We start from the raw sequence: 16,288 nt of genomic DNA, 5'->3' as shown, positions 1-16,288 counted from the left end.
CGGTAGCTGCGCCGCAGCAGGTGCGTGCGATAGATCTGCCCCTTGTACTTGCGGGTCGTGGTGACGACGTGGGCGGTTCCGGTTCGCGCTGGCATATGGCTAAATATAGTTAAAAATCATCTAAAGTCAAATATTTTAGTGACTACAAATTTAACTAAAAAAATAGCGTTCGCCCGATCAAATCATGAGACCCGACAGGCACTTGCCGCCATCAACGAGACTACAAGATGGGCGGAACTTCCGGCTAATGACCCGGTAAGTCTGGTGGGCTTTAGGTCGTTGTCGAGGAATCTTGCGAAAGGGACAGGCTTCTGAATAAAGGCCAGTGAACTCGCCGGTAAAGCGGTTTGCGGATTTCGAGGGGCGGACGAACCTGAGAGAGGCTGCGGGCAGGCGCAATGGACTTCTTTCGGAGGAGAGGCAAAGGTCTCGACACCGGAATCACTTTCAATCAATAAACGGGCGGGCGAAAGGGTCGTGGCCCACATTGCCGATGCAAGCGCGTGTAGTCCTGATTGCCGACAACGCCCGCTACGCCTCCGAATAGCTACGCACAAACAGGCAGAATTTTGATGGCACGCAAGATTTTCGGGAATGCTCTGGCCACTCGGGGCAAAGCACTCTTCCTTCCCATGCCACGGGCCGACGTAGATGCACTCATGCTTCAGCACCGGATGGCACTCGAGGCTGCGCGCGGCAGACACGGCGACGCGTCCATTACGCGGCGGCTTTATATGGTTATCCTGATGACCCGTTATCTCACGGAGGACGGGCACGGACTACTCACTCTCGACAGCGTGCGTGAGGCGGAGCAGGAAGTGGCCGCGATCTTTGATCGTGGAGAAGCCGTGGGCGACTGGAGCTACCCGGACAAAGTGATTGGGCTGATTTCTATGGTCATCAACGAGTATGACAGGCAACTCAGGGAAACCCGTCTTCAGGCAATTCTTCGGGCGAACGAGCGTCTGGGCCGCCTGATCGCACACGGAGCTGCCATTGCCGCAGCGGAGGGCAACGGTTAGAGAGGTGGGGTCGGCGCGCGGCACTTTGTCACGGAAATAATCAACCTTCGACGCATCGTAAATCTTACTATACTGAAGGAAATAGCCTTGATTCAGGAGTGCCTGGCTCAAGCTGCGGGCTTCGGGCAGGACGTCAAGACGAACAGGCCCGGCCGATGGGAGAAACGTATGTTCAAGCATCTGCTGGTGCCGACTGACGGGTCGGCCCTCTCCGAAGCAGCGATCCAGACGGCGGTGACGCTCGCGAGCGAAAGTGGCGCCAAGGTTACGGGGCTTCATGTCATCCCGGAATTCCATGTCCTGGCGTACGGCGCCGAAGTGATCGCAGACACCGAGGACCAGTTCATTCAGGCTGCCCGACAGCATGCGGATGACTACCTCATGGTCGTCACAAAAGCGGCCACGCAGGCCGGTGTCGAGTGCGATACGTTCACCAGGAACCGCGCTCACCCATACGAGGCGATTATCAGCGTGGCAGCGCAACGAAACTGTGATCTTATCGTCATGGCGTCCCACGGTCGAGGCGGCATGCGCGCGTTGTTGCTTGGCAGTGAGACCCAGAAAGTGCTGACGCACTGCCAGATCCCGGTTCTCGTCGTCCGTGAGCCGACATAGACCGGTGCGGGTCGTGTTGTGGAGTCCAGAACGCGGTCAACTGAATCAAAGCCGTCTCCGCCCCAGACGTAGATCGTCGCCCGCGCTTCGCTCGTGGTCATCCCGGTGCGTGTCTCTTCTCCCATCGCCGGTACAGCCGCGAGGCTGGCAACGGTGACCGTAGACTTCAGGCTTTCGCGCGTTCGCGGAAAACGTCGGCTGACGTACTGAGCGGGTTCGGTATTCAGTCGGCACGTCCGCTACCCAGCGCCCACACCGCTACAATCACCAGAAAGATCGAGCAGGAGCCCCACTGGGTCAGGACGCTTGACCATGCCAGCGCTGGATCTGAAGTCGCCTCTGTATGGCCGGCCATATGCAGGAGTACACCGTGTGCGAGCTTTAACTGCTGTTCCACGGCCCACCACTTGAGAGTCAGGGCGATAGACGCCAGTCCACTGCCGATCACGATGACGCCGAGGAACGGGTCACCACCCGTGTGGGACCGCCGGGACGCGAAGTTCCGCGTGAGGTATGTCAGGGCGGTGCCGTTGACGATGGCCGAGAGCATCACAAACCATAGTGGAAAGCGCAGGCTGATTGCCACCATGAAGACGATTATCGTCAGCACCTGTGGCCATGCTCTGCCGATTGCTTTCAGCCGGCTCAATTGCTCACTCATCGCGCGTCGTCCGTAAAAATATCAGCGTGGCACACTGGGACGGTCATCACACGTGGGCTCCGTGCGGAACCCTTACCCATGAACGCCGTGATTGGCGAGTGTCCCGGACCGCGATCATGGCGGGGAGGTTGCGTGTTTCGTACGAAGCGCGGCGAGAATGCCTCTCAGGATATCGATGGGGGGCGGCGGGCAGCCCGGGATCGTGACGTCGACAGGAAGAAGCTTCGAGAGCGGCCCACACACGGCGTAGCTTTCTTTGAACATGCCACCGGTGCAGGCGCACTCGCCCACTGCGACGACCAGCTTCGGGTGGGGCGTCGCTTCGTAGGCCCGCCGCACCGCTTCCTTCATGTTCAGTGTCAGCGGGCCGGTGACTAGCAGCATGTCGGCATGGCGGGGACTCGCGACGAAGCGGATACCCAGACCCTCGATGTTGTAGTACGGATTGTTGAGCGCATGGATTTCCAGTTCGCAGCCGTTGCAGGAGCCCGCATCGACCTCGCGAATGCAGAGCGCCCGGCCAAGCACGTCGAGTATTTCCTGCTGGATCCGGTGGCCTTCGGCCCGCCATGCGTCATCGCCCTCGGGCACGCGCAGAGTCGGCGTGGCAGTTGTCGCGATCTGTTTGAGAAGTTGCCACATTACAGGTCGTGTCCCGCGTAGTTCAGATTGAACGACTTGTTGATTAGCGGGAAATCGGGAACGATATTGCCGATGATCGCGTGCTCCAGAGCTGGCCAGTTCTGCCACGACGGGTCATGGCAGTGGCAGCGCGCAATGGTGCCGTCGGCTCCAGTCTCGATGGCGACCAACACATCGCCCCGCCAGCCCTCAATCCAGCCCACGCCGTAGGACGGCGCGCTGCCGTGTTCAATCCCGGAGGCAATCGCTCCGTCCGGCAGATCCGTGAGCAGGGCGCGGATCAGCCGGATGGACTCGTAGACCTCGCCGAAACGGACCGCGACGCGGGCCGCCACATCACCCCGGTCGTCGCTGACCATCTGCACCTGAACCTCATGGTAGGGCGCGTAAGGATGATCGACCCGCACGTCGATTTTCCTCCCGCTGGCACGCGCGACCAGCCCGCATACATCGAAGTGCTCTGCCACGCTGGCGGACAGTATCCCTGAGCCCGCGAAGCGATCCTGCAGTCCCGATTGATCGTCGTAGATACGTTGCATCACGCGGACCTGCGCATCGATCTGCTCGCACTGCGTCTCTATTGCAGTGATGAAACGCGGATCGATCTCCGTTGCCACGCCCCCAGGAACGATCTGATCCATCAGATAGCGGTGTCCGAAGACCCGGTCGTTCAGGCGCAGCCAGTCTTCCTTCAGGCGGGAAAACGTGGCCAGCCCGTACGCGAACCCGGCATCGTTGCCGAGCGCACCCAGATCGCCGAGGTGGTTGGCAATGCGCTCACGCTCGAGCAACAGCGCACGCAGCCACTGCGCGCGTGGCGGAATCTGGACATCGAGTGCCCGTTCGACCGCCATGCAATACGCCCACGAGAACGCGACCGTGGAATCCCCGGCGATGCGTCCCGCCAGACGATGCCCGAGCAACAGAGGCGTTTGCTGAAACAGCTTTTCGATGCCCCGGTGCGCATAGCCCAGCCGCTCCTCAAGGCGCAACACCTTTTCGCCGACGACCGAGAAGCGGAAGTGTCCGGGCTCGATCACGCCTGCGTGGATCGGACCGACGGCAATCTCGTGGACACCGTCACCATCGACGTGGACGAACGGATAGTCCGCTTCCTGGGATTGAAACCGCTCGGTCCCGGAGGACAATTTCTGCAACGGAAAGTAATCGGCAGGCCAGTTGCCATGATTCAGCCACGGCCGTGTATCTTCGGCGCCGATCGCACGCAGCCCGACCAGCTCGTAGACGGCCCGTTGCATGCGTGTCGCGCACGGAAAGACCGTCGATATATCCGGGTATCCGTCGCTGTCCCCATGCCCGTCGCCTACCGGTGACTGAAGCCACAAGATGCCGTCTTCCAGTGCATACGCGGCGGAGATCACGAAGGCGCCTGCCGTCTCTTCGGCACCCCACAGGGAGATCAGACGGCCACCCGCCTCGCGCACCGTGCCGGTGGTGCGGGTCCACGAGTCATGATCGACCCGTGCGAGAAAAGCCGAAGACCTGCCCGCGAACACGGACAGGCGAACCAGGTTGGGAAACCCGAATGCCTCGATGCGCATGTGTCACCCCGCGATCATGGCCGCCGCCTGCCGATACCACGTCGCAAGATAGGGCGGAATGTAAAGCCCGAGCATCAAGCCGATGCCGAGATGGACGAACACGGGCAGCAACGCCGGTGGGTGTTCGAGAACTTTGGCCGTCGTGTCGCCGAACACCATGCCCTGCACGCGCACGAAGATGGCCGCGAACGCCACGGCAAGCGCGAGCAACAGGAAGGGCGTGGCCCACGGGAGTTTGCTCATCGCGGTCGTCAGGATCAGGAATTCGCTCGCGAAGACACCGAATGGCGGCATGCCCAGAATCGCGAGCGCGCCGAGCATCATGCCCCACCCAACGGTTGGGCTCACGCGTAACAAGCCGCGGATGTCGTCGATCGCCTGGGTGCCGGCCTTTTGCGCCGCGTGCCCGACGGTAAAGAAGATCGCGGACTTCACGAGCGAATGCACCGTCATGTGCAGCAGTCCCGCAAAGGTCGCAATGGGGCCGCCGAGCCCGAACGCGAACGTCATCAACCCCATGTGTTCGATCGACGAATACGAGAAGAGCCGCTTGACGTCTTTCTGCCGGAACAGCGAAAAGGTCGCGATCAGCACCGAGACCAGCCCGAAGCCGACCAGCAGGTGTCCCGGCAGGCCGTTCTGGAGTGCGCCATCGGCGAGGACCTTGCAGCGCAGCACCGCGTAGAGCGCGACATTGAGCAGCAGGCCGGACAGTACGGCCGAAATCGGGGTAGGGCCCTCGGCATGGGCATCGGGCAGCCAGTTGTGCATGGGCACGAGGCCGACCTTCGTGCCATAGCCGATCAGCAGAAACACGAACGCGAGCGAGATGATGGTCGGGTCGAGACTCCCTTTGACTGCGTTCAGACTGGTCCAGAGCAGCGCGTCGCCGCCGCCGAGCTGCCGGCTTGCTGCAAGATAGAGCAGGATCGTGCCGAACAGCGCCTGTGCGATGCCGACGCCGCACAGGATGAAGTACTTCCATGCGGCTTCGAGACTTGCCGCCGTGCGATAGACGCTGACCAGCAGTACCGTGGCGAGCGTGGCGGCTTCCATGGCGACCCAGAGGATGCCCATGTTGTTGGTGAGCAGCGCGAGCAGCATCGCGAAGATAAACAGCTGGTACATGCTGTGGTAGAGGCGCATGCGCGGGCCGGTCATCTTGCCGCGGTCCCGCTCGATGCGCATGTACGGCCGTGAAAAGATCGACGTGGTCCAGCCGACGAAGGCCGTGAGCGCGACCAGGAACACATTGAGCGGATCGACGAAGAAGAGTTTGCCAAGCGCGAATGCAGGCCCGTGCGCCACGGTCTGCACGGCGAGCAGCGTGGCGGCGACAAAGGTCAGGAAACTGAAGCCGACGTTGAGTTCCGCCGCGACGTGGTGCTGCCCCACGAGCGCGAGGCACGCGCCTGCGAAGAGCGGGATCGCGAAAACCAGCAGCAGTACCCAGGCTTCAGTCATCCTTGAGTTTTTCCAGGTGATGAATGTCCAGACTGTCGAACTGCTCGCGGATCTGGAACATGAACACGCCGAGGATCAGGATGCCCACCAGCACATCGAGTCCGATACCGAGTTCGACGATCATCGGCATGCCGTTCGTCGCCGCGGCAGCGGCAAAAAACAGGCCGTTTTCCATCGACAGGAAGCCGACTACCTGAGGGATCGCCTTCGCGCGCGTAATCATCATCATGAACGACAGCAGCACGCAGGCGAGTGCGATGCCGAGCGTGCCGCGCGCGACTGACGAGGCGAGCTGGCTGATCGGCGACGCCACGTTGAACGCGATGATCACAAGCACGATGCCTATCAGCAACGTGGCAGGAATATTGAGGAGAGGTTCGACGTCCGTTTTCACGTTGAGCCGCTGGACCAGCCTGTAAAGTATCCACGGAATCAGGCCGACCTTGAGCACCAGCGTGAGTGCGGCGGAGATATAGAGGTGCACGTCGGCGGTGACGTATCCGAGGATCACATTGGCTGACACGAGTGTCAGGCCCTGCAACGTATAGAGGTGAATCAACGACAGGATCCGGCGCTGGCTGAGCATCGCAAACGACAGCAGCAGCAGGATGGCGGCCAGGAAGTTGATGATCTGCGTGGCGAACCCGTGCATTCAAGCCCCCAGCAGGAAGTGAACGAGCATGCCGATGACGGCCAGCAGGAAGGCTGTCGCGAGAAACTCGGGCACACGGAAAATGCGCATCTTCGCGTTGGTCGTCTCGACGACCGCGAGCGCCGCGCCGCCCACCAGCAACTTGACGAAGAGTGCCGGTATCGCGAGCAGCAGCGCCATCGGATTGCCGGCCTCGGCGATGCCCCACGGAATGAACAACGCGAGGCCGATGCAGGAGTACGCGAAGAGCTTGAGGCTCGCGGCCCATTCCATCAGCGCGAGATGCCGGCCGGAATACTCGAGGATCAGCGCCTCGTGGATCATCGTGAGTTCGAGGTGGGTGGTCGGGTTGTCGACCGGCAGGCGCGCGTTTTCGGCGAGCGACACCATCGTGAATGCGATCCCCGCGAATGCGAGGCTCGGATAGATCGCCAGCTCGCGATGGCTGAGCGTGGCGACGATACTGGTCAACAAGGTCGACTGCGTGATCAGCGACGCCGAAAACAGGACCATCAGCAAGGCAGGCTCCGCGAGGAAGCCCACCAGCATCTCGCGACGCGCGCCGAGCGTGCCGAACGCGGTGCCGACGTCCATCGCGGCCAGCGAGATCATGACGCGGGCCAGCGCGAAGAGACCCACCAGGGCGATTGCGTCCGCGGCGGGCGACAGGGGCAGGTCGGTTGAAAGCGTGGGCACGATCGCGCAAGCGAGCGTCATGCAGGCCCAGACAACATACGGCGCGCCGCGAAATATGGGGCTGGCGTGGTCGGCGACGACCGACTCCTTGTTGAACAGCTTGTGAAGCATCCGGTAAGGCTGCCAGATGCTCGGCGCGCGGCGGTTCTGCAGCCGGGCGCGGCACATGTTGACCCACCCCGTCAGCAAGGGCGCAGCCGCCAGTGCGAGCAGGATCTCCAGGCCCTGGGAGAGTAATCCGGAGAGCGTGATCATCGCCTCACCAGCATCAGCAGCACGATCAGCACAAGAAAGCTGTGCATCAGATAGACGGCGATGCGACCTGTCTGGAGCAACCCGGCCAGTGCGGCGACGCGCTTGACCAACCGCTCGATTGGCTCATAAATCAGGGTCCACGCGCGATCCGTCACGGTGACGCTGTACGCGGGGTGTTCGTCGAACGGGGAGGGCAGCCGCCGTTCGATCCTGAACAGAGGCGCGAAGATTTCGCGGATCGGCTGCCCGAACCCTTCTGCCGTGTCCTGCATGCGCGCGTTCACGAACGGAAAGCCGCAGGCCCAGGGGGCCGCCCGCCGCAGGCGCCCATGATAGAGACGGCGTACCAGTAGCCACGCGAGCCCACAACAGGCAAAGAAGAACAGCAGGAAAACCGCCGGCATGTAGCTGGCCCGGTCTACGCTGGTAGGGGCGAGCAGCAGCCAGCCATTTCTCGCGACGGCCTGGCCGATGCCGGCGCCCACCAGCAATTGCGTGACGCGATCCAGAACGATCACGAACTGTACCGGCAATAGCCCGAGCAGCACGCATAGCGCTGCCAGCCACGCGAAGCCAACCCGCTCCCACGGGCTCGCATCGCGTGCCTCGCGCAGCTTCGCCTCGCGGGGCTGGCCGAGAAAGATGATGCCGAAGAACTTGACCATCGTGTAGCCCGCGAGCGCAGCCACGAGAGCGATCAGCGCGGCGACGAGCGGCACCACCATGTTCAGGAACGGATCCGGCAAGCCCGGCGTGAACAGAAAGCTCTGCAGTAACAGCCATTCGGAGACGAAGCCGCTCAATGGCGGCAGGCCGGCGCTGGCGAATGCGCCGACCAGGGCCGCCCACGCAGTCCACGGCATGAAACGGATCAGGCCGCCCAGCCGCCCGAGATTGCGCTCGCCCGTCGCGTGCAACACGGAGCCCGTCCCAAGAAACAGCAGGCTCTTGAACGTCGCGTGGCTGGCGATCTGGTAGAGCAGGGCCGTCAACGACAAGGCGGCCAGCGCGTTCATCCCGTAGGCGCGAAACAGGACCCCCAGCCCCATGCTCACGAACATCAGGCCGATGTTGTCGATCGACGAGTACGCAAGCAGCCGCTTCATGTCCGTCTGGATGGCGCTGAACACGACGCCGAACAGGGCGGTGAAGAGTCCGAGTATCAGCATGAGCACGCCCCACCACGCAATCTGCACGTGCAGCAGGTCGAACACCGTGCGTAGCACGCCGTAGAGGCCGGCCTTCAGGACGAACCCGCTCATGAGCGCCGATACCGGCGACGGCGCGGCCGGATGAGCCTCAGGCAACCAGACATGCAGCGGGAAAATGCCTGCTTTTGTGCCGAAACCGAACAGCGCCAGCAGGAACGCGATGGACGCCCAGAACACGTCCAGATGCTGCTGACGCATGTTGGCGAACGTATAGTCGCCGGTATTGGCCTGCAGCAGGCCGAAGCACAGCAGGAGCGCCAGCGCGCCGACATGGGAGATCAGGAAGTAGAGCCACGCGGCCCGGCGGATCTCTGCAATGCGGTGATTGGTCATCACCAGGAAGGTGGCCGACAGCGTCATCGTCTCCCATGCCACCATGAAGCAATACGCATCGTCTGCCAGCAACAGGACGGCCATGCTCGCGAGACACACGTGATATTCAAAACACAACAGACCGGGCGGAGTGCCCTCACCCTTGCGGAAATAGCCGGCGGAAAACGCGCTCACGCCCGTGCTTACCAGACCCAGTACGCAGAGGAAATACGCTGACAGGCCGTCGAGCCGCAGATGGAATGGCAGGTCCGGCAATCCGAGCGGCAGGACGGCTTGCTGGGGACCTGCGAAAACGCCAGTCAGGCCCAGTCCGCACAGAAACAGGCCGAACACCGCGCCGACCGGAAACAGGCCATGCGCCACCACCCGTGTGCGGCGCAGGTTGGCGAGTCCCAGGACTCCAACGACCAGCCAGCCCGCAATCACAAGCAGCACATAATGGATGACCAGCAGGTGTTCCATCGGCGTTGTCTCCGGTGCCGTCAGACGTCCTGTTCGACGGTCAGTGTGTTGGACGAAGGGCATCCCGGAACGGGCTCTGTCCGGTGGTGACGTTCCATTTTTTTGACATACCGATACAGGTCGAGCCCCATCGATTTCGTGATGGCTTCAGCGCGGGCATAGAGGTCGAGCCATCCCGGGACGGTCTCCTGCTTGATGCCGATGGCAATGGTGTTGCCTTCGCCTCGCGCCATGGTGCGAAACAGCTTTCCATCGCACGCGCGACGTAGCCGGTCGAGGTGGGTAGCGAGCCGCGGATCGTTGTTCAGCAGGTTGGCCACCAGCACCCCTTCGCTGCGCAGCGCGGTATGACAGGCGTCGTAGAAGGACTGGCTCGACAGGCTGGCGGGCAGGCCGAATGCGTCGAAGCCGTCGAGCAGGATCACATCCGCGACGCCAATCCTGTCCGAGAGATACTCCGCTGCGTCGGCGTGCACGATCCGGAATCGCTCCGATTCAGGCGGAATGGCAAACCATTCGCGTAACGCGATCACTCTCCCGTCGATTTCGACGGTGGTCACGCGGGTAGATGGGAATTTGTGAAAGCAGTATTTGGACAGCGATCCTCCGCCCAGACCCACGATCAGGATGTCCCGGGGATCAGGGCGAAAGAGCTGGAAGGACATCATGGCCCGCGTGTACGACAGATCGAGCTCGAGCGGCGCACTCTTGCGCATCGAGCTTTGTATGCCGAAAGCGTCGAAACACAGCGACCGCGTGCGCAATCCCTCGCGTACTACGGGTTTGCCAAAGGTCTTCCCCCAATGCTCCGCGAGAGCATGCCTGAGCTGATTGTTGTGATCGGCTGACAATCCCATGTTTTCCTGAAGTTGCAGATCAGTTACCGTTAGCTGGAGTCGCGCAGCGACCGATGAGTCGCGGTAGCCTTAATGTATCCGTCCGTGCGGTGCCGCCCCGGTTACCAGGCGATTTTCGAAACGCGACACTGCATGAGCGAGCATACGCGCCGCGTTTTCGAACAGGGCGTCCGGTTCGAGCATGACGGCTGCTTCAGCGAGACGCCCTTGCGTGATGGATATGGCGATCACCAGCGCGATGGTATGGAAGCTCGCGTGCGCCAGCTTCAGTTGCTGAAGCTCGGGAGCGTCCTCCCACCGCACGCCATCTTCATGAATCCAGCGTCCGAGCGCGCAGCAACGTTCGTTGGCGAACGCGGATGTGACGAGTCCCACGCGCTCGTGCATCCCCCCGAGCATCCCGTTACGCAACGCGACGCCAGTTAACCGATGCTCTTCAAGCGTGTTGTCAAACGGCATGGCACTTCTCCTTAATGCGGCGCGCCAGGCGGCCGCCATTCTGCAGGTTGCCTGGCTTTGTCCCCCCGCTACCACGAACCGCGTCATCCCTGCGTCGCTGCCGACGTGTATGCGACTGCAGCATCACTGCGCGTTGCTCCCCTGGGAGGGGAGCTTTCGTCAGCGACATCAAGTTACCAGTTGATGATAATTACGTTATCATCCTAGCAGCTTTATTGATCCGGTTCCACACGTGATGACCCGTCGACAGGCGCGGAGTACGTGTCGTGTTCGTTCGGGGCATCGGGAATGCGGGCGTTCATCCTGCGCGTGGAATTTCAGGCAGCCAGCTTGCTGCACCGGTCCTTGCCTGCGCCGAAGCGCGGTTGGGACCCGCGAACACACGAGTCAATACCTGATGCCAGCACACTATTTCCGGACCCTGACGGGAAGGGATCGCAGCACCGAGGCCAACAGGCAGCTTGGTTTCTCGCTTGCGTTCGTGGCTGGCGCTACTAACGCCGGCGGCTTCCTGGCGGTGAAGCAGTACACGTCCCATATGAGCGGCGTAGTGTCCTCGATTGCCGACCAGGCGGCGCTGGGCGACCTCTCACTGGTTCTGGCGGGCGCCGGATCGCTGATCTCGTTCCTGCTGGGCGCCGCCTGTTCCGCCGTGCTCGTCAACTGGGGGCGACGCCGGCGCCTCCACAGCCAGTACGCGTCGCCGTTGCTGATCGAGGCTGTCCTGCTTCTCTGTTTCGGGCTGCTCGGTAGCCATCTGGCGCTGTGGGAGACCCTGTTCGTACCAGCGACGGTTATGCTCCTGTGCTTCATCATGGGTCTGCAGAACGCGATGATCACCAAACTGTCCGGTGCAGAAATCCGTACCACCCACATGACCGGAATCGTGACGGACATCGGCATCGAACTGGGCAAGCTCTTTTACTGGAATTCCGCGAGGACCGACTCCGGCGCACCCTTCGTACTGGCGAATCGGGCGAGGCTGAAAGTGCACGGGACGATGCTGGCCATGTTCGTCGTCGGTGGTTTTACCGGTGCGATGGGATTCAAGCACATCGGCTACGCCTCGACGGTACCGCTTGCGGCCGTGCTGATTGTGCTGGCCATCGTGCCACTGGTTGACGACCTGCGCGCGAAGGTCTATCGACTCGACCGTTAGGCGCCGGGCACAGGCCGCGAGACTGGTTCCGGGTTGGTGCCAGCTGCGTCAACTGCACCTTCGCGGTGGCCGCCGTTCCCCGATCCCAGCAGTGCAGGGTGCCGCCGTTCGTTCAGGAGCCACGTCGAACCTCGATGCGGGAACGCTCTCGATGCGCACGTGCGTGTGCATCGAAGAACCGGCGAACAGCCTGGCCCGTTCTTCGGAACAGGTACTCCAAAATCATGATAATGCAATTATCATTGACTTATCCTGAAATGCTAATAATATAGCAGGCTTGGGCAGGAATTTTGTTGGTCACGTTGCAGGCCGGGCTTGCGCGAAACGAGGTGTATGCCTGCGCGCGGCAGGGAGGTCGACGTGATTGATGCAAGTGTTCCGCTGCTGTCCCACGACTACACGCACCTGTATCTGCGGGACGTGATGGGTCGTCGCGGACTGATTGTCGTCGGCGTGGGCAGGACGGGTGAGCGCGGATTCCAGATGCTTTACCGTTTTTCGGATTTCTGCGACCGCCTGGAAGAATGCGGGGTCAACGTCATTTTTGTTTATCAGAAGGAATCCGCCCGCCATGTCCTGGATGCGACCTCGCTGCTCGGGGCTCGCTACAGGCAGAAGCCATTTCTGCTTCTGGACGACGATGGCCAGTTTTTTGTCGGGCCGCCACACCCAAGGTCGCTTCGCGCCGTCTACCTCGATCGGGAAATGAGGCGCCTCGACACGGCCGAAATCGCTTTGGGGAATGAAAAGTGGGACCCGCTGCTGCGGGCTTTCTTTGCCCGGGTCATGGCAGGTTTGATGCACTGAGCGCGCCCGGTGGGTGCGGGCTTGAGTTACGGTTTATGCATAGGGGAGAGGATTGGTCGAGGCATTGGTTCAGGTAGGCGACCCGTGGGGTTTGAACGGACACGGGTCAGCGAGGCTTGCCGTTCACACATCCCGGTTCGCGAGCGACATCATCTGCATGGCGAACGGCCGGTCCGTCAATGCCAAGGATGTCATGTCGGTGATGTCCCTGCGGGCAAAGCCAGGCACGCAGTTGCACATCCTGGCAACTGGTCCTGACGAGACCGCAGCGCTTGAATCGCTCTCGGCCATGCTGCATACGCAGGAATCCTCTTGACGGACCGCTGCAAGGGGGCGTGGCCCACGCCCGCCGATTGCCCCTGCATCGGAATCTTTTGACCACGCACATGAAAAGAAAGAGGAAAGCGAACAGGCCGGTGGTCATAGAGAATGAACAGGTCGTTTCACTGTACTTTGATGCGCGCGGGGTGCAAAGCACCATGTTGCGACGCGATCCGTACGCCCTTGCGCTGGGCTATACGCGCACCATGATGGGCTTCCTGCTGTTCCAGCCATTCCCGCGCCGCATTTCGATGATCGGTCTGGGTGGCGGCTCGCTGGCGAAATACTGCTATCGCCACTTGCCCGACACCGTGATTGCCGTCGTCGAAATCGACCCCCAGGTGATCGCGCTGCGAGACCGGTTCCATGTGCCGCGTGACAGTGAGCGCTTCAGGGTGGTTTGCGCCGACGGGGCGCAGTACGTCACGGCTCCGGATCATCGGCCGGACGTGCTGCTGGTCGATGGTTTCAATGCCGATGGTTTGCCCGCAGAACTGGGTAGCAGGGCGTTCTATGAAGCCTGTCGCCGCAGGTTGAGCGATGACGGCGTCCTGGTGGCCAATCTTGTGACCGACGAACCGGATTTCCATCGCTACCTGCGCTCGCTCAGGGAAGTCTTCGCGAACGCGGTGACGCTGGCGCCGTCCGAAGGCAGTGAACACAACGTCACTGTTTTTGCGTGGAAAGGAGCGGATGAGCTTCCGTCCTTCGCAACGATGCTCGACCGGGCGCGCGCACTCGGACCCACACATGCGGTGAATCTCCATGCGACGGCCACGCGCATCGAGTACGGCAGGAAATTTAACTGGCATCGATATGAACAAACGTGCTGAGCGGATGCGTCTGTCGCGGATGCATAGTACCTCTGCACGTTCGCGACCTGTTTGAACAGGCGCATTCTCGAGGATAGAAGATGACAGCGGGAAGCGACAACGACAGCAATACCTTGACCCATGCAGCCGTCTGGGCGCTTGAGCGTCTGGCCCAGCAGCGATACGGCCGCGATGCGCCCACATTAAACTGGTCGGTCGCTCAGGAACTGCGTAGCGCCGGGTTGGTATCCGTCCCCGCGAATGGGCGAGGCGGTGTGTCGATTACCCGGGCTGGACAGGATTTTCTGCGTGCCAGGGCGGAGATTTAGCGCACCGTCGCCGCGCGTTGTACGCTGTTGGCTTTCCAGCCGTTGAATGGCTGGTCATCGGCGGCGCATGGGGGAATCGCCGGCCACCGTGTGATTCTGGCGCCACGAAGATGACTCGGGCCACACGATGTATTATAATTTAATTAACATAATTGGACTTCGCCCCCGTCATGGAAACGAAAAGCGCTCGACTCACGATTCTGATCGATCCTGTGAAGAAGGAAGCGTTCGAAAAGCTGTGCGCGGCGCAGGACCTGACGCCCTCACAGGTAGTGCGGCAATTGATCCGCGACTACCTCGATCAGCATGGCGTCAGCTACCGGACCAAAAGCGCAATTGGCGCGCGTCCGCGCCGAAAAACCGCCTGAGGTACGCCCGCGCCAGATCAGCGATGTAATCCCGCGCAGGATCTGGGGCTCTACGGCGCCACAGGTCTCCTGTGGCAGCGCTGCTTCAGCGCATACCGGAATTGCACGATGTGCGAACGCGACGATGTACGGCCGTCGGGGCCGCAACGATATGACAGGTCGCAGGATGCACCGACTTGAGACGAACGCAGAGTTGCTGTGCTTTCTCACGTTATCCGAGATATTTGCCTTTCGCACCACCGGAGCGTGGCTACAGCCCGATCATCTTGTTGAGAGCACGAGGATCTGGCTGCGTCGCCACGATCATCATGCCGACTGGCGCCCGCGGGTTGAATTGAGTCGAATGGCCACGGATCTCGCGCAGCAACTCGTGAAGGCCGGCGACATCGTGCGCGTCCAACTGGACGGATCCTGGTTCTTCACCCGCGACATGCAGATCAACTTCACATCACCGCGGGTGATCGTCGTCTACGCCCGATGCGTGGCGACCCTGAGCAGGGGCATTAGCGGCGGTGCGGCATAGCCCTGGCATTCAACGTGATGCTGCCTTGCCCATCCCGGTTCCCGGCACCTTGAATGCCATGTCTTCCTGGAGCCCTTGCATGAGGTGTCTGTATCGACCGTCGCGCGTGCCTCCATTTTAGTGGATGCGTCACGCGGCGCTTCCGTTCCGGTCGCACAGATCAGGCGTCCGTCAGCCGGTCAGCTTCTGTCTGAATGCCCAGTCCGAAGCGAGCCTCACGCCTTGCTTCAAACGGCGCGCGGCCCCGCGCAGGTTCAGGGGATGTGTCGCGGCCAGGACGCCTGCACGCGCGAGGAGCTTATCCCGGGAGGGAAGTCCCGGCACGCCCTTCCAGGCAAACAGCGTGTAGTTGCAACTGCCCTCGGCCATGAAAATGGAAAGCGATTTACCGAACACTGAACGCGCCTCTTCCAGGTAGTATGGAATATGAGGATCTTCGTCGACGAAATTGGCGACCAGCACACCACCGTCGGCAAGCCGCGCATGGCAGGCCGAGTAAAAGGCGGCGTTGCCCAGTTGTGCGGGCATGCCGTGTGCCAGAAAACCATCCACCAGAATCACGTCCGGGCGCGCATCGTGGCTCTTGACGTATTCCGCCCCGTCAGCGCAGATTACTTCGAGTCGCTCGTCATCGGGCGGAATGTGAAATGTGTCGCGCAACGCGATCACCGCAGGATCGATCTCGATGGCCACTATCCTTGTATCCGGAAGATGCCGGTAGCAGTACTTGGCCAGCGATCCCCCGCCCAAACCGATCATGGAAATTCTGGTGGGCGCCGGCTGCAGCAGCAGGAAGCCCATCATCGTCCGGGTGTAGCCGAGCGCCAGCCTGTCAGGGTCACGCCGGGACATGAAACTCTGCGTGGCCAGCAGATCGAAGTGCAGCGAAAGGGCGTGTTCGGTTTCCAGCACCACGGGCGTACCGTCTGCGGATGGCCCGGCAAGAAACTTCATATAGGCATCGAACGACGCGTGAGAGTGATCCATGCTGCGGTCTGAATGACGTTCCTGTTCGGTTTCGGTCCGCTCACCTCATGCGATGAGCGTAGCGTCTTCGGACTGACTGGCGGCCCACAAT

The 16,288-nt window shown here is 61.5% G+C and carries 19 protein-coding genes; 9 read left to right on the top strand and 10 right to left on the bottom strand.

From position 1 onward, the window contains the following. The first annotated feature begins 572 nt into the window (after positions 1-572). Both GNZ13_RS06395 and GNZ13_RS06390 read left to right on the top strand, forming a co-directional pair. Positions 573-1,022, top strand: a complete 450-nt coding sequence (locus GNZ13_RS06395) for a Fis family transcriptional regulator (protein WP_172161526.1) — start codon at positions 573-575, stop codon at positions 1,020-1,022. Between the two features lie 168 nt (positions 1,023-1,190). Next, positions 1,191-1,637: a universal stress protein gene (locus GNZ13_RS06390; RefSeq protein WP_172161524.1), complete on the top strand. Its 447-nt coding sequence runs from the start codon at positions 1,191-1,193 to the stop codon at positions 1,635-1,637. Between the two features lie 223 nt (positions 1,638-1,860). Here the strand turns inward: GNZ13_RS06390 and GNZ13_RS06385 are convergent, their stop codons facing one another. From GNZ13_RS06385 to GNZ13_RS06345, 9 genes are all read right to left on the bottom strand, one after another. Next, positions 1,861-2,298 (bottom strand): hypothetical protein, encoded by a 438-nt coding sequence (locus tag GNZ13_RS06385; protein ID WP_172161522.1) that lies wholly within the window; start codon positions 2,296-2,298, stop codon positions 1,861-1,863. 114 nt (positions 2,299-2,412) lie between these two features. Next, positions 2,413-2,940 carry an NADH-quinone oxidoreductase subunit B family protein gene (locus tag GNZ13_RS06380; RefSeq protein ID WP_172161520.1) on the bottom strand — a complete coding sequence of 176 codons (528 nt, stop codon included), beginning with the start codon at positions 2,938-2,940 and terminating at the stop codon, positions 2,413-2,415. Then, positions 2,940-4,502 carry a hydrogenase large subunit gene (locus tag GNZ13_RS06375; RefSeq protein WP_172161518.1) on the bottom strand — a complete coding sequence of 521 codons (1,563 nt, stop codon included), beginning with the start codon at positions 4,500-4,502 and terminating at the stop codon, positions 2,940-2,942. Before GNZ13_RS06375 ends, GNZ13_RS06380 begins: the two co-directional genes overlap by 1 nt. Positions 4,503-4,505: 3 nt before the next feature. Next, complete coding sequence (locus tag GNZ13_RS06370) at positions 4,506-5,966, bottom strand: hydrogenase 4 subunit F (RefSeq protein WP_172161516.1); 1,461 nt, start codon at positions 5,964-5,966, stop codon at positions 4,506-4,508. Then, the gene (locus GNZ13_RS06365; RefSeq protein WP_172161514.1) at positions 5,959-6,618 is read right to left on the bottom strand and encodes a formate hydrogenlyase; all 660 of its coding nucleotides are present in this window, start codon (positions 6,616-6,618) and stop codon (positions 5,959-5,961) included. The genes GNZ13_RS06370 and GNZ13_RS06365 overlap by 8 nt, the downstream gene beginning before the upstream one ends. After that, positions 6,619-7,569 carry a respiratory chain complex I subunit 1 family protein gene (locus GNZ13_RS06360; protein WP_172161512.1) on the bottom strand — a complete coding sequence of 317 codons (951 nt, stop codon included), beginning with the start codon at positions 7,567-7,569 and terminating at the stop codon, positions 6,619-6,621. Then, complete coding sequence (gene hyfB / locus GNZ13_RS06355) at positions 7,566-9,575, bottom strand: hydrogenase 4 subunit B (RefSeq protein ID WP_172161510.1); 2,010 nt, start codon at positions 9,573-9,575, stop codon at positions 7,566-7,568. Before hyfB ends, GNZ13_RS06360 begins: the two co-directional genes overlap by 4 nt. Before the next feature lie 20 nt (positions 9,576-9,595). Next, a complete protein-coding gene (locus GNZ13_RS06350; RefSeq protein WP_266239733.1) occupies positions 9,596-10,432 on the bottom strand; it encodes a fused MFS/spermidine synthase in 837 nt (278 codons plus the stop codon). Between the two features lie 69 nt (positions 10,433-10,501). Next, on the bottom strand, positions 10,502-10,891 hold the full coding sequence (locus tag GNZ13_RS06345) for a CZB domain-containing protein (protein WP_172161508.1): 390 nt from the start codon (positions 10,889-10,891) through the stop codon (positions 10,502-10,504). A 397-nt stretch (positions 10,892-11,288) separates the two neighbouring features. On the opposite strand from GNZ13_RS06345, the gene GNZ13_RS06340 reads away from it, so the two are divergent. From GNZ13_RS06340 to GNZ13_RS51490, 7 genes are all read left to right on the top strand, one after another. Continuing rightward, positions 11,289-12,050 (top strand): YoaK family protein, encoded by a 762-nt coding sequence (locus GNZ13_RS06340; protein ID WP_172161506.1) that lies wholly within the window; start codon positions 11,289-11,291, stop codon positions 12,048-12,050. Between the two features lie 360 nt (positions 12,051-12,410). Further along, the gene (locus tag GNZ13_RS06335; RefSeq protein ID WP_172161504.1) at positions 12,411-12,857 is read left to right on the top strand and encodes a hypothetical protein; all 447 of its coding nucleotides are present in this window, start codon (positions 12,411-12,413) and stop codon (positions 12,855-12,857) included. 52 nt (positions 12,858-12,909) lie between these two features. Further along, complete coding sequence (locus GNZ13_RS06330; protein ID WP_172161502.1) at positions 12,910-13,173, top strand: HPr family phosphocarrier protein; 264 nt, start codon at positions 12,910-12,912, stop codon at positions 13,171-13,173. A gap of 70 nt (positions 13,174-13,243) precedes the next feature. Next, entirely contained in the window at positions 13,244-14,011 is a 768-nt protein-coding gene (locus tag GNZ13_RS06325) for a fused MFS/spermidine synthase (RefSeq protein ID WP_172161532.1), read from the top strand. 80 nt (positions 14,012-14,091) lie between these two features. Further along, positions 14,092-14,319, top strand: coding sequence for a hypothetical protein (locus GNZ13_RS06320; RefSeq protein ID WP_172161500.1), 228 nt, complete (start codon positions 14,092-14,094; stop codon positions 14,317-14,319). Between the two features lie 170 nt (positions 14,320-14,489). Further along, positions 14,490-14,687: a ribbon-helix-helix protein, CopG family gene (locus GNZ13_RS06315; protein WP_011493367.1), complete on the top strand. Its 198-nt coding sequence runs from the start codon at positions 14,490-14,492 to the stop codon at positions 14,685-14,687. A gap of 193 nt (positions 14,688-14,880) precedes the next feature. After that, complete coding sequence (locus GNZ13_RS51490) at positions 14,881-15,210, top strand: hypothetical protein (protein ID WP_216674735.1); 330 nt, start codon at positions 14,881-14,883, stop codon at positions 15,208-15,210. A 171-nt stretch (positions 15,211-15,381) separates the two neighbouring features. On the opposite strand, the gene GNZ13_RS06305 is transcribed toward GNZ13_RS51490, so the two are convergent. Further along, the gene (locus GNZ13_RS06305) at positions 15,382-16,197 is read right to left on the bottom strand and encodes a fused MFS/spermidine synthase (protein ID WP_172161496.1); all 816 of its coding nucleotides are present in this window, start codon (positions 16,195-16,197) and stop codon (positions 15,382-15,384) included. Positions 16,198-16,288 lie beyond the last annotated feature (91 nt).

The organism is Paraburkholderia elongata (assembly GCF_013177735.1).
In the GTDB taxonomy this organism is placed as follows: Bacteria; Pseudomonadota; Gammaproteobacteria; order Burkholderiales; family Burkholderiaceae; genus Paraburkholderia; species Paraburkholderia elongata.
This window is presented reverse-complemented; position numbering and strand designations above follow the sequence as displayed.

Coding starts and splice junctions, on each gene's coding strand:
- GNZ13_RS06370 (WP_172161516.1), bottom strand. CDS start 5,966: ATGACTGAAGCCTGGGTACTGCTGCTGGTTTTCGCGATCCCGCTCTTC.
- GNZ13_RS06350 (WP_266239733.1), bottom strand. CDS start 10,432: ATGGGATTGTCAGCCGATCACAACAATCAGCTCAGGCATGCTCTCGCG.
- GNZ13_RS06315 (WP_011493367.1), top strand. CDS start 14,490: ATGGAAACGAAAAGCGCTCGACTCACGATTCTGATCGATCCTGTGAAG.
- GNZ13_RS06360 (WP_172161512.1), bottom strand. CDS start 7,569: ATGATCACGCTCTCCGGATTACTCTCCCAGGGCCTGGAGATCCTGCTC.
- hyfB (WP_172161510.1), bottom strand. CDS start 9,575: ATGGAACACCTGCTGGTCATCCATTATGTGCTGCTTGTGATTGCGGGC.
- GNZ13_RS06390 (WP_172161524.1), top strand. CDS start 1,191: ATGTTCAAGCATCTGCTGGTGCCGACTGACGGGTCGGCCCTCTCCGAA.
- GNZ13_RS06345 (WP_172161508.1), bottom strand. CDS start 10,891: ATGCCGTTTGACAACACGCTTGAAGAGCATCGGTTAACTGGCGTCGCG.
- GNZ13_RS06320 (WP_172161500.1), top strand. CDS start 14,092: ATGACAGCGGGAAGCGACAACGACAGCAATACCTTGACCCATGCAGCC.
- GNZ13_RS06380 (WP_172161520.1), bottom strand. CDS start 2,940: ATGTGGCAACTTCTCAAACAGATCGCGACAACTGCCACGCCGACTCTG.
- GNZ13_RS06340 (WP_172161506.1), top strand. CDS start 11,289: ATGCCAGCACACTATTTCCGGACCCTGACGGGAAGGGATCGCAGCACC.
- GNZ13_RS06325 (WP_172161532.1), top strand. CDS start 13,244: ATGAAAAGAAAGAGGAAAGCGAACAGGCCGGTGGTCATAGAGAATGAA.
- GNZ13_RS06395 (WP_172161526.1), top strand. CDS start 573: ATGGCACGCAAGATTTTCGGGAATGCTCTGGCCACTCGGGGCAAAGCA.
- GNZ13_RS06385 (WP_172161522.1), bottom strand. CDS start 2,298: ATGAGTGAGCAATTGAGCCGGCTGAAAGCAATCGGCAGAGCATGGCCA.
- GNZ13_RS06375 (WP_172161518.1), bottom strand. CDS start 4,502: ATGCGCATCGAGGCATTCGGGTTTCCCAACCTGGTTCGCCTGTCCGTG.
- GNZ13_RS06305 (WP_172161496.1), bottom strand. CDS start 16,197: ATGGATCACTCTCACGCGTCGTTCGATGCCTATATGAAGTTTCTTGCC.
- GNZ13_RS06365 (WP_172161514.1), bottom strand. CDS start 6,618: ATGCACGGGTTCGCCACGCAGATCATCAACTTCCTGGCCGCCATCCTG.